General features: G+C 67.3%; 19 protein-coding genes. All 19 read right to left on the bottom strand.

The features are described 5' to 3' along the window. Positions 1 to 6 precede the first annotated feature (6 nt). Positions 7 to 1,488 (bottom strand): phage tail sheath subtilisin-like domain-containing protein, encoded by a 1,482-nt coding sequence (locus tag ASE78_RS10005; RefSeq protein WP_056496307.1) that lies wholly within the window; start codon positions 1,486 to 1,488, stop codon positions 7 to 9. Next, on the bottom strand, positions 1,485 to 1,661 hold the full coding sequence (locus ASE78_RS18285) for a DUF2635 domain-containing protein (protein ID WP_082467117.1): 177 nt from the start codon (positions 1,659 to 1,661) through the stop codon (positions 1,485 to 1,487). Before ASE78_RS18285 ends, ASE78_RS10005 begins: the two co-directional genes overlap by 4 nt. Before the next feature lie 8 nt (positions 1,662 to 1,669). After that, positions 1,670 to 2,212 (bottom strand): hypothetical protein, encoded by a 543-nt coding sequence (locus tag ASE78_RS10000; RefSeq protein WP_056496304.1) that lies wholly within the window; start codon positions 2,210 to 2,212, stop codon positions 1,670 to 1,672. Then, entirely contained in the window at positions 2,209 to 2,559 is a 351-nt protein-coding gene (locus tag ASE78_RS09995) for a hypothetical protein (protein WP_056496301.1), read from the bottom strand. The genes ASE78_RS10000 and ASE78_RS09995 overlap by 4 nt, the downstream gene beginning before the upstream one ends. Before the next feature lie 3 nt (positions 2,560 to 2,562). Then, the gene (locus tag ASE78_RS09990; RefSeq protein ID WP_056496299.1) at positions 2,563 to 2,865 is read right to left on the bottom strand and encodes a hypothetical protein; all 303 of its coding nucleotides are present in this window, start codon (positions 2,863 to 2,865) and stop codon (positions 2,563 to 2,565) included. A 60-nt stretch (positions 2,866 to 2,925) separates the two neighbouring features. Continuing rightward, complete coding sequence (locus ASE78_RS09985; protein WP_056496296.1) at positions 2,926 to 3,999, bottom strand: major capsid protein; 1,074 nt, start codon at positions 3,997 to 3,999, stop codon at positions 2,926 to 2,928. Between the two features lie 82 nt (positions 4,000 to 4,081). After that, positions 4,082 to 4,486: a head decoration protein gene (locus ASE78_RS09980; RefSeq protein ID WP_056496292.1), complete on the bottom strand. Its 405-nt coding sequence runs from the start codon at positions 4,484 to 4,486 to the stop codon at positions 4,082 to 4,084. A 41-nt stretch (positions 4,487 to 4,527) separates the two neighbouring features. Beyond that, on the bottom strand, positions 4,528 to 5,160 hold the full coding sequence (locus tag ASE78_RS09975; protein ID WP_056496289.1) for a hypothetical protein: 633 nt from the start codon (positions 5,158 to 5,160) through the stop codon (positions 4,528 to 4,530). 23 nt (positions 5,161 to 5,183) lie between these two features. After that, a complete protein-coding gene (locus ASE78_RS09970; RefSeq protein ID WP_056496287.1) occupies positions 5,184 to 6,062 on the bottom strand; it encodes a S49 family peptidase in 879 nt (292 codons plus the stop codon). Further along, positions 6,062 to 7,669, bottom strand: a complete 1,608-nt coding sequence (locus ASE78_RS09965; protein ID WP_056496540.1) for a phage portal protein — start codon at positions 7,667 to 7,669, stop codon at positions 6,062 to 6,064. Before ASE78_RS09965 ends, ASE78_RS09970 begins: the two co-directional genes overlap by 1 nt. Positions 7,670 to 7,704: 35 nt before the next feature. After that, positions 7,705 to 7,950 (bottom strand): gpW family head-tail joining protein, encoded by a 246-nt coding sequence (gene gpW / locus ASE78_RS09960; protein ID WP_056496285.1) that lies wholly within the window; start codon positions 7,948 to 7,950, stop codon positions 7,705 to 7,707. Further along, complete coding sequence (locus ASE78_RS09955) at positions 7,947 to 10,142, bottom strand: phage terminase large subunit family protein (RefSeq protein ID WP_082467116.1); 2,196 nt, start codon at positions 10,140 to 10,142, stop codon at positions 7,947 to 7,949. Before ASE78_RS09955 ends, gpW begins: the two co-directional genes overlap by 4 nt. Further along, positions 10,075 to 10,713, bottom strand: coding sequence for a hypothetical protein (locus ASE78_RS09950; RefSeq protein ID WP_056496283.1), 639 nt, complete (start codon positions 10,711 to 10,713; stop codon positions 10,075 to 10,077). The genes ASE78_RS09955 and ASE78_RS09950 overlap by 68 nt, the downstream gene beginning before the upstream one ends. A 95-nt stretch (positions 10,714 to 10,808) precedes the next feature. Continuing rightward, a complete protein-coding gene (locus ASE78_RS18680) occupies positions 10,809 to 11,162 on the bottom strand; it encodes a hypothetical protein (RefSeq protein ID WP_156351406.1) in 354 nt (117 codons plus the stop codon). A gap of 1 nt (position 11,163) precedes the next feature. Then, positions 11,164 to 11,427 (bottom strand): hypothetical protein, encoded by a 264-nt coding sequence (locus ASE78_RS09945; RefSeq protein ID WP_056496280.1) that lies wholly within the window; start codon positions 11,425 to 11,427, stop codon positions 11,164 to 11,166. Then, positions 11,424 to 11,999 (bottom strand): hypothetical protein, encoded by a 576-nt coding sequence (locus tag ASE78_RS09940; RefSeq protein ID WP_156351403.1) that lies wholly within the window; start codon positions 11,997 to 11,999, stop codon positions 11,424 to 11,426. Before ASE78_RS09940 ends, ASE78_RS09945 begins: the two co-directional genes overlap by 4 nt. Before the next feature lie 80 nt (positions 12,000 to 12,079). Continuing rightward, a complete protein-coding gene (locus ASE78_RS09935; protein WP_056496274.1) occupies positions 12,080 to 12,718 on the bottom strand; it encodes a DUF3164 family protein in 639 nt (212 codons plus the stop codon). Continuing rightward, positions 12,715 to 12,855, bottom strand: a complete 141-nt coding sequence (locus tag ASE78_RS18675) for a hypothetical protein (protein ID WP_156351402.1) — start codon at positions 12,853 to 12,855, stop codon at positions 12,715 to 12,717. Before ASE78_RS18675 ends, ASE78_RS09935 begins: the two co-directional genes overlap by 4 nt. Beyond that, a complete protein-coding gene (locus tag ASE78_RS09930; RefSeq protein WP_056496271.1) occupies positions 12,855 to 13,085 on the bottom strand; it encodes a hypothetical protein in 231 nt (76 codons plus the stop codon). Before ASE78_RS09930 ends, ASE78_RS18675 begins: the two co-directional genes overlap by 1 nt. Positions 13,086 to 13,156 lie beyond the last annotated feature (71 nt).

Raw genomic sequence — 13,156 nt, 5'->3', positions numbered from 1 at the left:
GGTCCTTTACAGGCGGAATTGCGCGAGGAGCGCGAAGGTGCGGAGCTGGTTGATCAGCTTGCCGGGCCACTGGACGTTCACCCGGTTCGGGTTGGTCGCGTCTTTCTCGACGATCAGGCCAGCGGCGAAGGCGGCCGACTCCTGCACCATCCCCTCGCCTTCCAACTGGCGATAGGCGGCGATGATCTCGGCGCGGATGATCGAGGGCGTGACGACGTTCGAACCCGGGAGGAGCCGCACGCCATCCGACGCCAGCTTGCGCCGTGCGAATTTGCTCGAGACGACGTCGGACAGCCGGCGCAGGACGAACGCGAGCAGGAACAGCGTCTCGATCTGGAGATAGCTGTCGTCGAACTGGCCCGCCGCGTTGGTGACATAGGTCGTCACCACGTTCTCGATCGTGACCGCGCCGGTCGCGTCGACGGTCCAGGTCGCGCACCCGCCGTAGAGCAACACGTTGTTGCGGATCGACAGCGGGAAGCGCGAGGCGAGCGGCGGGGCAAGGATGCCGGCGACGGTCAGCGTCTGGAGCGGCAGGCCCGGATCGGCGCGCAGGCTGACCGCCGCCGCGCCGGCGAATGCCGCTGCCCAGGCCCATGCCGGCGACGGCGAATCGCTGAAGGCGATATTCGAGATGTGCTGGTTGTTCAGCCCGGTCGCGAACGCCGCGTTGGCCCCGGCGGTACCGCGCCGGGCGACGAAGCAGTGGCCGTACACTTGGCTCGACCACGACCAGCGGCCGGTGGCGTCGTTCAGCAGCGCGGCGATCGCCGCCAGCGACGTGGCGTCGGTCAGCGAGCAGACGATGAAATCGAACGCCGTGTCCTGGAGCGCGGCAAGGCCGGTCGTCAAGACGGGGTTGGTGACGCCGTTCGCCATGGCGACGATCGCCGCGGTGATGCCGGCCGGGAAGGCTTCGCCGGCGGCAGAGCCACGGAAATTGAAGCGGATGTCGAGGTCGTTGCCCACCTCACCCTTGTTCTTCGCGGTCAGCGTGACGACGGCGGCGGCGCTGACGGCGGTGACAGGCAGATCGACCGCGGCGCCGATCGCGGCCGCGACGGTGACGGCGACCTGCGCGGCAGTCTGCCCGCTGGCGATCGCGACGGGCACGCGCCGGCCGGCGATGTAGAGCGACAGGGTGCCGAGCGCGGTCGTCGTGCCGGCGAAGGTGATCGTGCCGGTCGCGGCGACGCCGGCGACGTCGTCGCTCAGCGCCAGCATCCACATCTCACCCGACGGGTCGTTGGCACGGTAGGCGTCTACCATGCCGGCCAGCACCGAACCCGGGCCAGCGACGGCGCGCGAATCGATCTGCGACTGGCTGATCGTCGGCGTGTTGGGCGCGATCGTGCCGGCACCGGTGCGCTGTCCGATCAGCAACGCCCGCTGCGCGCGCGCATTGCTGTTGGCGTTCGAAGCGTCCAGCTCGGCGAAGAACAGCGGCACGCGCAAGTTGGCAGGGATCTGCCGGAACGGGATGGTCATGCGACAGGCTCCTTGGGGCGGCGCGACGACACCGGGGCGGCGACGACGTCGCCATCGGCGAGCAGCCGGGCCCAGTAGAGGTCGGTGGGATCGATGGTGATGCCGGCGTCGTCGACGACGCGGCGGGTGGCCGGGTCGCGGACGAGGCGGTCGGGTACGGAGACGATGCGCATGGGTGCTCCTATGCGGGCGGGAAGGCGACCGTCAGTCCGGCCGGGGGCAAGGCGGTGGCGAGATCGAGGCGGTCGAGATCGTCCGCGTCCTGCGGTGCGAAGCTCTCCGGCCCCTCGTAGAATTCGAGCGCGATGTCGGTCTGGATACCCGCGAGGTGGGTCGCGCCCTCGCTGGTGAAGGCGAGCTGCGAGCGCATCGAGGTGATCTGCTGGATCATCGACGACAGCGGATAGCCGTTGACGATCGCGACCTCGGTCTGCCGCTTGATACGCCACAGCAGTCCCTCGGCCGTGGTGGCGCCGGCGTTGTCCAGCTCGACCGGCGCTGACACCTCGCTGACCACTCGCACCGTGGCGGTCGTCAGGAACTCCGCCGGTCCGCTGCGGCCGAGCGACTGCCGGTCCTCGGCGATCAGGCGCAGCTTTGTGATTGGATACTGGTCAGGCTGGGTCGGCCAGTCGCCCGGCCGGAACACCTGGTCGTCAGCATCGGTGCCGGCGGCGACGATCGCCGCGTGTACGGCATCGAGCAGATCGAGCGACGTTGTCATGGGACCGGCCCCATCAGGATCAGCAGGATATGGCCGTGGCCGTCCGGCTGCTGGTCCTTGACGATGAACTTGCCGCCGCCGCGCGGGATGATGACGGTGTCGTTCACCTTGGGCGGGATGGCGAACAGGGCGGCACGGACGCCCAGCACCGGCTTGATCGTCGTGGCTTCGGACCCATCCGGCAGCGAGTCGACGCTGCGATACTCGCGATCGAACACCGCGTCGGGAAGCGGAAACGGAGCCTTACCGCGCGGTGTATAGACCGGCACGGTCTCGGGCTGGGACGCCTCACCCTCGCCGAAGATCGCCATCACGGGGGCGAGCAGCTCGGCGTCCCAGTCGATCACGCCTCAGCGCTCCTTGATCTCGGCGCCGGCGACCACCTTCGGTCCCTCGGTGAACACGGCAAGGCTGCCGTCGCCATCGAGGATGAAGCCGAGATCGAACAGGCGCTTGGCATCGGTGGCGCTCAGCTCGACGTCGTCACCAGGTTGATGCAGGTCGACGGTGCGGCCCGGAGCCACCTTGTAGCTCAGCAGCTCGGCCGGAGCGGTGACGTCGGCGGTGACAGTGGCCGGCGGGAGGTCGATCTTGCCCGCAGTGGCGAGCGCGGAGTTGGCGAGCAGGGCTGCGCCGATACGGGGACTGGTCATGAAACTCTCCGGTCACGGATAGGTCAGGTGGAGCAGCGCGGCCGGAGCCGCGCCGGCGGATCAGAACGTCGGGACGATCGGATCGCAGACGAGCGCACACAGGCAGGCGTTGACCCGGCTCGGGATGACGAGCGGTGCCGACTGCATCATCAGGATCTGCTGCGCGGGATCGTCGTTGATCCAGGTCTTCGGCGCATAGGCCATCGGCTTGTATGCGAACTTCGGATCGAGGATCATGCCGAAGGCGCGCGTGCCCATCAGGTCCGGGCCCGACATGATGATCTGACCATCGGCCAGCATCGGCTGCTCGACGCCGGCGGCATCGATATACCAGTCGTTGTAGAGCCACAGATCGTACTGGCCCCACTTGCCCTTGTAGATCGCGCCCTTCTTGATCTGCGATCCGGGATTCAGGCTGTTACCGTCGACCGCCAGCGTCGGATACTGGATCGCGCCCTGCACGCCTTCGGCGGTCAAGAAGCGGGCCCAGGCCGAATTGGTGAAGACGATGTCGGTGGCGACCGCACCCGATGCCTTCAGAATACGTGCGCCGAACGCATCGATCTGGCCGACGATGTTGGTGTCGCGGCCGGCGGCATTGAGCGTCGCGCCCCATTTGTTCGAACCGGTCAGCGCGATCGTCAGGATCGAGGAGCGGCCGAAGTTGATGACCGCAGTCTGGAAGCCGTCGCCGGCGATCGTGACGGTACCGGTCGTCAACGCCGATGCCGCCATCCATTCGAGGCGGCGGTTGATCATGTCGACCTGGTCTTCCATCTCCGACTGGAGGTTGACCAGCATGCGCTCCTCGCCGGTCATCTCGCCGCCGCCGATGCGCTCGCCGATCTGACGCCGGATCGGCTTGCGCAGATCGGGCGCGCGCTTGTCCTTGATATAGGCCGGCTTGAACTTGTTGGTCACATACTGGCGCTGTTCGACCAGTTTGCCCTCGACCAGCGGGGAGACGAACGGCGACATGCGACGCAGACCGACGTCGATGTCGATCGCGACCTCCTCGGTATCGTGCTCGACGATGTTCCCGAAGAAACGATCGAGCAGGAAATTCTGCGAGGTCATCAGGTTGGGCACGACCTGCACCAGCTTGGCGGTCGTGTAGCTCAGGGTATCGGCCATGTGGCGGGCTCCAGAAAAAAGCCCGCCAGTGGCGGGCGACGCTCGCGCGAGGCGGGCGGAGGGTCAGGCGGTGGTGGTGGCGTCAGCTCGGCTGCGCGGCCGACACCGACGATTTCAGGTAGATGTTCTTCGTCTCGAGCGCGGCGCGCGCGGCATCGAGCGTGATGCCCGCGCCGAGGATCACCGCGCGTTCGTTGAACTCGCCCATCAGGTACGTGCCGGCCTGCTTGTCGCCGCCGGTCGCGTCGACGTCGTCGACGAGGATCTCGACCGGGGTCTGCGACCCGTCGTTCGAGGCACCGAGCGCCAGGACATACTTGCCGCCGGCGGTGATCTTGCCGAGGACGGTGCCCCGGCGGAGGTTCTGCCCGGCGGCAATGGTGCGGGTGCCGGTGACGATCTTGAGATCGCCGCCGATCAACTGGTCGGGAACGAAGGTGTCCTGTTCCACGCCGGGCTGGAACGGGTTGTTGGGGACTGCGGCCATGGGTGGCTCCGATCGGAAAGAGGGGTGTCAGGTGTCGCGGATCAGCGACCGGCCTTCTTCAGCGCGGCCGACATCTGGTCGGCGAAGCTGGCGGTCTTGCCCTGCGCACCGGTGCCGGTGCCCGGGCGTGCCTCACGGCGACCGGCCATGCGGTCGTCGAGCGTGCTGCGGCCGCGCGGCTGCGTGCCGCCGGCGGTAGCGGTGGTCAGGACGGCGATCGCCTCGGCGCTCGACTGGCGGGTGCTGAAGGCGAGCGTGGCGGCGAGATCGGGGCGACCGGCGGCGGCGGGCGACGAGAAGATCGCGGCGCAGCGCTTGCGCTCGGCGAGGCGACCGGCGCGGAAGCCCTTGGCCTCCTTCTCGTCCTCGGGCTCCTCGATGTCTTCGTCCTCGGCGTCCGCGTCATCGTCGTCGTCGTCGTCGGTTTCCGCCTTCTTGCCCTTGCGACCCTTCTTGCCCTTTTCGGGATCGTCGGTGGGCTGGTCGTCGGCAGTGGTGTCGTCATGATCGTCACCGTCATCGGCGGTGGTATCGTCGTCACCGTCATCGTCGGCGTTGGCATCATCACGATCGTCGTCGGCCTTGCGGCCAAGCGCGCGACCAGCAAGTGCGGCGGCACCGCCGAGGAGGTGGGCGAACGGGGACGTGCCCCCGGCAAGGGTGGTCTTCTTCATCGGGATTCTCCGGTGGTTTTGGTCTAGGCGGCGAGGAAGGCGGCGAATGCCGCGTCGGGTGCCATCACGGCATCGGCTAGGCCGGCCGCGACGCCGGCGGCGCCCATGAAGGTGCCCGCGCGCATGTCGCGCACGGCGGAAACGGCGAGGCCGCGATTGCGCGCGACCGTCTCATGGAACAGGCTGCCCATCGCATCGATCTCGGTCTGGAACGCGGCGAGCGCTTCCTTGCTGAGCGGGATCTCCGAATGGCCGTCGGTCTTGCGATCAGCGCCGGCGTTGGTGATAAAGGTGACCTTCATCCCATGCTTCGTCAGCGCCTCGGACAGGTCGACGTGCATGCAGATCACGCCGATCGAGCCGGTACCGCCGGTGCGCGGCACGTAGATCGTGTCGGCGGCCGACGCGATGGCATAGGCCGCGCTATAGGCGCTCTCGGTCAGGATCGCGGCAATCGGTTTGTCGCCGCGCGCCTCATGGATCGTGTCGACCAGATCGAAGCACCCGGCCACTTCGCCACCGCCCGACGAGATGTCGAGCGCGATGCGCGACACCGCGCTATCGGCGCGCGCGGTCAGGAACGCCTGGCGGATGCCGTTATAGCCGGTCATCCCCGAATAGGGGCGCAGCGACGACTGTTTCTGCACCAAGGTGCCCGAGATCGGAATGATCGCGGTGCCGGCGACGACATCATAGCCGGTGTCGGCCGCGCGGTGCGATCGCGAGGTGGTGAACTCCTCGTCGTCATCGTCCCATGCCTGCGGTACCGGCCGGCCATCAGCGCGCAGCAGGTGCGTCACGCCCAAGCGATCCGCCAGCGCTGCCATCGCGATCTCCGCCTTGCGGGGGTGGATCGCGATCGGGGTGTTGAACATCCGCTGCGCGAGGTGGCCGAATTCCATTACTTCACCTCCGGGTCGGTAATCGTCTTCGCGGCTGGCACGTCCTGAAGGCCCATCGCGGCCCAGCTCGGCGGCTCGAGCCCAGCGTCGCGGAAGCGCTTGATGGTGTGCTTGCGCGCCTCGATCATGTCGTCGCCATCGACGCCCTGCTCCGCGCAGATCTCGTCGTAATCCATCAGCCCGCTGTCCATGCCGAGGATCGCGCCCTTCACTTCGGCAACCGGGTCCATCCAGCCCCGGCCGGGCCCGATCCACTTCGCGCGGGCATAGGCCTCGCGATATTCGAAGAAGTCGGGCGCACCGGCCGGTAACGGCACGTCGTCGATGTCGTGTGCTTCCTCGACGAAGCACCCATAGATCGGCTGACAGGTGCCGGTCGCGAAGTCATCGCGCCGGCGCGACATGGTCTTCCAGAATTCCAGCATCGCACCGCGCGCGCTGCTGTAATTGACGTCCGACCAATCGTTCGACACCTGCTGCGCCGACATGCCCGCAGCCGACGCGACGTTGCGCAGAACCGCCTTTTCGAACGCTACGAAATTCGACGTCGGCCGTTTCGCGTCGAGCTGACGGAGCTGCTCACCTGGGAACAGGATCGGCATGTTCGGTCCGGCGCCGGGAATGCGGATGCGCGTGTCGGAATGGTATTCGCTGCGTGCATCCTGATAGCCACCGACGCGCCCTTCCGAACCAAACGCCTCCTCGGCAAACTCGGGGTCGAGCGGGCTTTCAAGCCACGCGCCGAAGACGGCGTTGAGGATCGAGGCATCCAGCTCGGCGACGTCGTAGCGGAAGAGCATTTTCAGCTTGGTCATCACCGAACCAAGGATACCGACGCCACCACGGTGGCCATCGGCGCGATCGGCGTCGAAGTCATGGATGATGACCGGGCGACCCCAGTCGGTTTCGCGCTCGATCCGGTCCCACCGCATGCTCTTCGCGGCCGAATACCAGTCGCCCTGATGTGCGGCCCGGATGTGGTAGGCAATCGCGACGCCGTCGTCGTCGATCTCGACACCGCCGCGCAGGTGCGACTGGTCGAACCCCATCTGCGGGTTCGAAAGCCGATCCGGGTCGAGGAGCTGCAACGCGGTCGCATAGCGAGCGCGCCCCGGGGCACAGCGTTCGGGTCGCCATTGCGAGTGGATCAGGTTGTCGCCGTCGATCAGCTTGTGCCGGAAGGCGACGCGGAACATTTGTGGCAGCGTCAGCCGGCGTTGCGCATCGCACCAGCGTCCGTCACTGCTGGCAAAGGTGCGATAGCTGGCGTCCAGCGCCTTCGAATATTCATAGGCCCAGGTGGGGTCGAACGCCTTGTTGCCGGTGTAATAGGCCAGCGCTCGCCAGTCGGGCTTGGCGATCGGGCGGAAATTCGCGCCGACGGCATTGTCGAGCACGCGGGTGATCGCGCCCGACGCCCACCCGTCGTTCTTCACCAGGTCCCGCATGCGCGCGACGATCGTGTCGCGGTACGGGTTCAGCTCGCCATCGGCTGACCACAGGTACGGGTTCCAGTCGGCGGTGTGCGCGCCGAACCGATCCGCCGCGTCGAAGGGGATTCCGCCGCCGGCGTTCAGTCCCATTGGCTTGGGCTTGCTGCGAACCATCGGGTTGCCCCGATGGTCGAGGATTTGCACGCCACTCACCGGAACCGGAATCCCATGGCGCGCCGGCGGCCGCCGATCCCGAGCGCGCGCTGGAGCTGCATGATCAGCATCGTGACCTCGGCAACCGTGGTCACGCGGCGCGACAGCGATTTCGCGCCGTCGCCCTGCGTGTAGGATACCGACGCGATCGCCTTGCCTTGTTGCAGCTCGATCAGCGCGAGCTGCGCGCTGGTGAGCGCTGCGCGGAGCTGCTCCGGGGTGAGGCCGTCGAAAATGCTCATCGTCGTCCTCCCGCCAGCATGCTGCTGAGCGTTTTCTTGGCGACCGAGGCGGTCGCGATGCTGACGGTGGGCCCGGCCGGCGGCGCGGCGGGCGGCGAGGGTTGCGGTTCCGGCAGGGTTGCCGGATCGTGTTGGTCGTCGTCGGGCTGGTCGGTCTCGTCCGGCGGCTGCTCGGTCGCGATCGCGCCGACCTTCTCGGCTTCGCGGTTCAGCTTGAACCCCATGTGCATCATGCCGTGCAGCGCGGCATAGGCGTACACCCGACAGTCGATCGCCTCGTTGGCGCGGCCATCGGGCAGCACCCACACCTGGTAGGATTTGCCGCCCTTGCCCTTGCCGCCGATGAACTTCGTCTCGACAGTTTCGGCGGTGAGCTGCGCGAAGTAGTTGCTGTCGCGCTCGGTCGTGAAGTGCATGTAGCCCGGACCGGGCCGTTCCCTGTTCAGATACGACCGGATCTGATCCTTCGCGGCATTGACGCCCAGGATGACGGGGCGGAACGTCTTCTTGGTCCGCGACGTCGGACGCTTCGTCGGCCACACCGGGTTGCGCTGGCCGGTCCGCGCGCTCTCGCCCTTGATCGCCCAGATGCCCCGGCCAAGGCGGGCCTTGGCGAAATCGTACACCGCCTGTGTGTGGTGGCCGCCCGAATCGATGCAGCCTGCGGTCACGACGAACGGGCGGCCATCGGCGCGGTACCGCTTCTGTTGCAGCAGCTCGTCGATCTTCGCCTGCACGCGCAGGTCGTTGAACTCGCCGTCGATCACCTCATAGGCAATCGACCAGCTCTCCTCGTCCCGGCCCCACCCGACGATCTCCAGCTCGACGCGGTAATCCTGCACGTCGATGCCGACCGAAAGGACCGCAACGCCGTCCGGCACCTCGGCCGCCCACGTCTCGCGCCGATCGAGCAGCATGTCGGCGCTGAGCGCCTTGCCGACGTGCTTCTTGTAGGTCAGCGCAAGCTGGGTGTTGTAGAACGTCAGCTTGCCGTCTTCGTCGACCGCCGCCAGCCACTTCCCCGCGATCCGGGCAGGACTGTCGTTCTGCCACGGGCTGTACAGCTTCGACGCCTGAAAGCCGGCGTGTTCGTTCGAAACCGCATCGGTCCCACATTCCCGACACTTCGCCCGGTACACCGCGTGCCGGTTGCTGTGCGACCAGCGCCAGACCTTGTCGACCGGGTCCGCAACGGCGTGGGTGCTCCATGCCGTGGCATAGGCATCGAGCGGGCGTTGCAGGACGCCGCAGCATTCGAACGAGCGGGTCTGGTGCCAGCGGATCGTGTTGAGCGCGCGAAGCCGCTGCCCCTCCGACCAACCGACGCTGCACGCTTCGCAGTAGATCCGCGCCGTCTCCGGCCGGTGGGTCTTGCCGTCCTTTCCCTTGTCCCAGTGGACGTGCTTGAAGAAATCCAGAAACTGGCGGTGGCCGCAATCCGGGCAGGCGACCGACGCGCGACGCTGGTCCGACTGGACGTAGCTCGCCTCGATCTCGCTCTCGCCGGTGATCGTCGGCGAGCAGACCCGGACCGACAGCGAATTGCTCTCGAACGTCGCGAGGCGCTCGTCGCCGATGTCGGTCGGCTTGCCCTCCTTCAGGGGCAGGTACTTGTCGACCTCGTCGTAGAGGACGATGCGGATCGGGCGGCGCGCCAGATTGTCCGGGCTGCCGGCGCCGACGATGCCGAGGAAGCCGCCGGGGAACGCCTTGTAATCCAGCGTGTCGCCGGCATCGCGGGTCTTGGACGATCCGACCAGCCCCTTCAGCGCCGGCGTCGCCTTGATGAAGGGCGCGATGCGCTCCTTCGAGAATTGCAGCGCCGCGGCGTCCTTGGGCTGGACGATGAGCATGGGACACGGATCGAGATCCATGTGGAAGCCGACGATGTTCTCGATCAGCGTCGACTTCAGTAGCTGCGTCGCCACCATTGCCGAGATCTTGCGGACCCCGGATTCGGTGACGGCGAGCATCGGCCCGCGCGCGATCTCCACCCGCGCCGTGCGATACTTGCCCGAGGTGCTGCCGGCTTCCTTCGCCAGCACCCGGCGATGATCCGCCCAGTCGGGCAGGCTGATCCGGGGTGGTGGCGTCCAACCGCGCCGCGCCGCCCGGCGCAGCCGGTCAGCCTTCGTCGGTTTTGGTCCAGTCCGGGTCGGGCTCGCCGAGCTCGGTGAGCTGCTGGTGGACATAGGGCTTCAGCGCCTCCGCCAGCTTGGCGCCGTCGATGTCGAGATCGGCGGCGATCAGCGGGGCGAACCGGGCGGGCCATGCCTCCCAGGCATCGCGCGCCTGGCGGCGATCGTCGAAGAGCACCTGCTCGGCCGTCTCGATGTCGACGAGCTTCTCCGCCTCCCTCTGCGCCGACAGCAGATGCTTCATCGCGAGCGCGTTTTCCTTGATCGCGTTCGCCTGAACCTTTGAGCGAAATTCGCCGCGCATCAGCCCTTCGATGAAGCCGCCGGCGATCTCATCGTCGATCTCGCCGGCCTCCGCAGCCGCCGACAGATCCGCAACCACCTCGTCAACCGCAGCCGCAACCGCGCGGCGGTTGCGGGTTGCGGTTGCGGGGGCTGGTTGCGGGGTCGGTTGCTCGCCTTTGAACCGCCCCAGCCCCGCCTTGCGCAGCCGCTTATCGGATGCGGCAACGTCGACGAGATCGCCGCTAAGTACCAGCGCGCCCTTGGTTTTCCACTTCGCCGCCGCTTGCCGCGATGCGCCGTGCTGCGCCGCGTAGGCGGTCAGCGAAACGAGTGTCGCCATCCCCACCCCCGCAACCGGTTGCCCCCGCAACCACTTTTCAGAACCCGTAGCTGGAGGAGCGATGGGGTGCGCAATTACCCACGTAGCAAAATGGGCTAGGAGGGACCCATTTCCCGCAGGCGGCGGGCAGCAGCTCGAGCCCGACCGCGCGCACGTCGAGCTGCCCGGCGGGTCAGGCGGTAGGTTTCCCAAAGGCCGGTCGACGGGTCGATGCAGCGGGAGACCCAGCCCGGACGGGCATACGGCCCCGATAGCAATGCCCGAACGTCGCCACGTTCCCAAGCAATGGGGTCGCCATCGCGTAGAACGATCAGCTCCAGTGTCGTGGCATGGTCCGTCACGTCGAAGCCTGCGACCTGCACCATGCCATCTCCGAGGGTCATGCCGTTCCGAAGCAGGTCGAATACGGCGTGCTTGGCCGTCCCATCGCCTATGACCGCGATCTTCACGTCAGAACGATCCGTTGCGGCCGAGCAGGACCTTGCGGCGGAGGCGACGCGCCAACTTGTCGCCGCGCCCATAGGTTCGACCCTGACGATCGCGCCGGTCCTGCCGACGGCGATCAGCGCGCAAGCGATGAGCCGGCACTGCCTTGATCGCCGGTTGAGCAGGCCGGACCGGCACCACGCTGGAGGCAACGATCGGGGCGGCCACGGGAGCGGCCAGCGAGAAGGCGGCAGCCGCCAGAGCAAATCCACGTCCGAACATCATCATCTCCGTGCGGTCGAAAGGGCGCGCTGAAGCGCGTCGGTGAAGGCTGCCGCCGAATGGCGCGCTAGATAGGCTCGGGCCCGCTTCTCGAACGGCAGCCGTTTGGGCACTGCCTTGGTGTCCTCGAACGCGATCAGCAGCTTCAGACCGGTCCGGGGCTGCGGGCCTGTGCCGCGCTTACCCCGGGGCTTCTTCGCCGCCACCGGACGCTGCCACACGCCGCTGATCGTCTTGCCCGCCTTGGTCTTAATCGGGCCGATGACGATGCCGCGTTTGCTCTTGAGCGACGCCAGCTTGTTCCTGGGAAGGTTGCCGTACTGGTTGAGCGCGATGCCGCGCGGCGCCAGCATGCCGCGCTTGCGACCGAGGAACCGGTTGCCGCCGAACACATAGGGCGCGAGATACTGCGCCTGGATGTCCTTGGCCGCGACGAGCGCCGATGGCTTCGCCTTCGTCGCCGCCTCGATCCGATATGCCCGCTCGGTGAAGGGCGTCGGGGTCTTGAACGTCTCGTCGAGCAGGTCGACTTGGTCGGCCGCGACACCGCGGGCCAGTGTGTTGATCGCCAGCGACATCGCGAAGGGCACCTGCTTCGCCCCCAGCGTGACCATCGCACGGTGGAGCGGTGCGAGGTTGCCCCGGATGTCGCAGGCGATCACGCCGATGCCATGTCGATCGTCACGCCCTTCCACGCCGCAGTGCCGGCCGGCCGGTCATAGAAGCGGGCATATTCGCGCGACCCGGTGACACGCATGCTGGCTCGAATGGCGTCCATCGCCGCGAGCCAGCGCGCGTCCGTGATGTTGACGTGCAGCAGCATCAGGAGGGCGCTACGGTTGATCTGCCCTTCCTTTTCCACGCTAAAGGCGCGGTTGACGATCGCACGCAGCTCGGGGCCACCGGTGCTCGACCATTCGGTCAGGCATTCGTCGATCAATGTCTTGGCGATGTGAAGCTCGGGGCCGAAGTCGAACTGGTCGCTGACCTGCACCGTCACCCGCTCGCAGCCGTCGAAGGTCGTCAGCGTCAGGTTGCCCTTCTTGCCGCCGATGGTGGTGCCGTACTGCTGCGCCAGCAGCTCCAGCAGTGCTTGCACCTGATCGAACGTATCGGCCTTGAAGGCCCCAATAGCGGCATGATGTTCGCGCGCCCGTTGGAGCAAACCCCGCACCACCTCGTCGACCAGCAGGTCGGCAGGCTTCACCAGCTCGAGCGGTACGAGGTTGCCCTTGGCGTCCCGCAGATAGAAGGCACCGCCGACATCGACAGCGGCCGGGTGGCGCTTCTCGGTCATGCGGTGGCTCGACCGCGCAGGACCGCCAGTTCGCGCTCGACCAAGTCGAGGAAGCCGCGCGTCACCGGCACGACCTCGTCGGGCTTGCCCTGCGCGGCGGCGCGCAGTTTCTGAAGATCGACCCGCTGCTGCATCATCACCATGCTGCCTTGCTGCCGTCCGCGCTGACATAGCGCGGCGGATTGGAAGGGGTGCGACACTTGCCCCGGGCAGCCTCATCGAGCCGGCGGGCGATCCCACGCGCTTCGTCCGCAAGCACCTCGTACAGCCCTTGGCTGGGGGTGGCGGCGCGACCGCGCGCGATGGTCCGGTCCAGGTCGTCGGACAGACGCTCAAGGGCGTCGAGGAGCGGCACGGTATCGGCCATGGCATCCTCCCGAAAACGACGACGCCCGCCTGCCCGGGGGATGGGCGGCGGGCGGCGGACGCAAGTATCGC

It is taken from the genome of Sphingomonas sp. Leaf25, assembly GCF_001421635.1.
In the GTDB taxonomy this organism is placed as follows: domain Bacteria; phylum Pseudomonadota; class Alphaproteobacteria; order Sphingomonadales; family Sphingomonadaceae; genus Sphingomonas.
The sequence above is the reverse complement of the archived record's forward strand: the minus strand, read 5'-3'. Positions and strand labels throughout refer to the sequence as shown.

Excerpts from the sequence above, each read along its gene's own strand:
- ASE78_RS10005 (WP_056496307.1), bottom strand. The coding sequence starts at position 1,488 with ATGACCATCCCGTTCCGGCAGATCCCTGCCAACTTGCGCGTGCCGCTG.
- ASE78_RS18285 (WP_082467117.1), bottom strand. The coding sequence starts at position 1,661 with ATGCGCATCGTCTCCGTACCCGACCGCCTCGTCCGCGACCCGGCCACC.
- ASE78_RS10000 (WP_056496304.1), bottom strand. The coding sequence starts at position 2,212 with ATGACAACGTCGCTCGATCTGCTCGATGCCGTACACGCGGCGATCGTC.
- ASE78_RS09990 (WP_056496299.1), bottom strand. The coding sequence starts at position 2,865 with ATGACCAGTCCCCGTATCGGCGCAGCCCTGCTCGCCAACTCCGCGCTC.
- ASE78_RS09985 (WP_056496296.1), bottom strand. The coding sequence starts at position 3,999 with ATGGCCGATACCCTGAGCTACACGACCGCCAAGCTGGTGCAGGTCGTG.
- ASE78_RS09980 (WP_056496292.1), bottom strand. The coding sequence starts at position 4,486 with ATGGCCGCAGTCCCCAACAACCCGTTCCAGCCCGGCGTGGAACAGGAC.
- ASE78_RS09975 (WP_056496289.1), bottom strand. The coding sequence starts at position 5,160 with ATGAAGAAGACCACCCTTGCCGGGGGCACGTCCCCGTTCGCCCACCTC.
- ASE78_RS09970 (WP_056496287.1), bottom strand. The coding sequence starts at position 6,062 with ATGGAATTCGGCCACCTCGCGCAGCGGATGTTCAACACCCCGATCGCG.
- ASE78_RS09965 (WP_056496540.1), bottom strand. The coding sequence starts at position 7,669 with ATGGTTCGCAGCAAGCCCAAGCCAATGGGACTGAACGCCGGCGGCGGA.
- gpW (WP_056496285.1), bottom strand. The coding sequence starts at position 7,950 with ATGAGCATTTTCGACGGCCTCACCCCGGAGCAGCTCCGCGCAGCGCTC.
- ASE78_RS09955 (WP_082467116.1), bottom strand. The coding sequence starts at position 10,142 with ATGTCCACCAGCAGCTCACCGAGCTCGGCGAGCCCGACCCGGACTGGA.
- ASE78_RS09950 (WP_056496283.1), bottom strand. The coding sequence starts at position 10,713 with ATGGCGACACTCGTTTCGCTGACCGCCTACGCGGCGCAGCACGGCGCA.
- ASE78_RS09945 (WP_056496280.1), bottom strand. The coding sequence starts at position 11,427 with ATGATGATGTTCGGACGTGGATTTGCTCTGGCGGCTGCCGCCTTCTCG.
- ASE78_RS09940 (WP_156351403.1), bottom strand. The coding sequence starts at position 11,999 with ATGTCGCTGGCGATCAACACACTGGCCCGCGGTGTCGCGGCCGACCAA.
- ASE78_RS09935 (WP_056496274.1), bottom strand. The coding sequence starts at position 12,718 with ATGACCGAGAAGCGCCACCCGGCCGCTGTCGATGTCGGCGGTGCCTTC.
- ASE78_RS18675 (WP_156351402.1), bottom strand. The coding sequence starts at position 12,855 with ATGATGCAGCAGCGGGTCGATCTTCAGAAACTGCGCGCCGCCGCGCAG.
- ASE78_RS09930 (WP_056496271.1), bottom strand. The coding sequence starts at position 13,085 with ATGGCCGATACCGTGCCGCTCCTCGACGCCCTTGAGCGTCTGTCCGAC.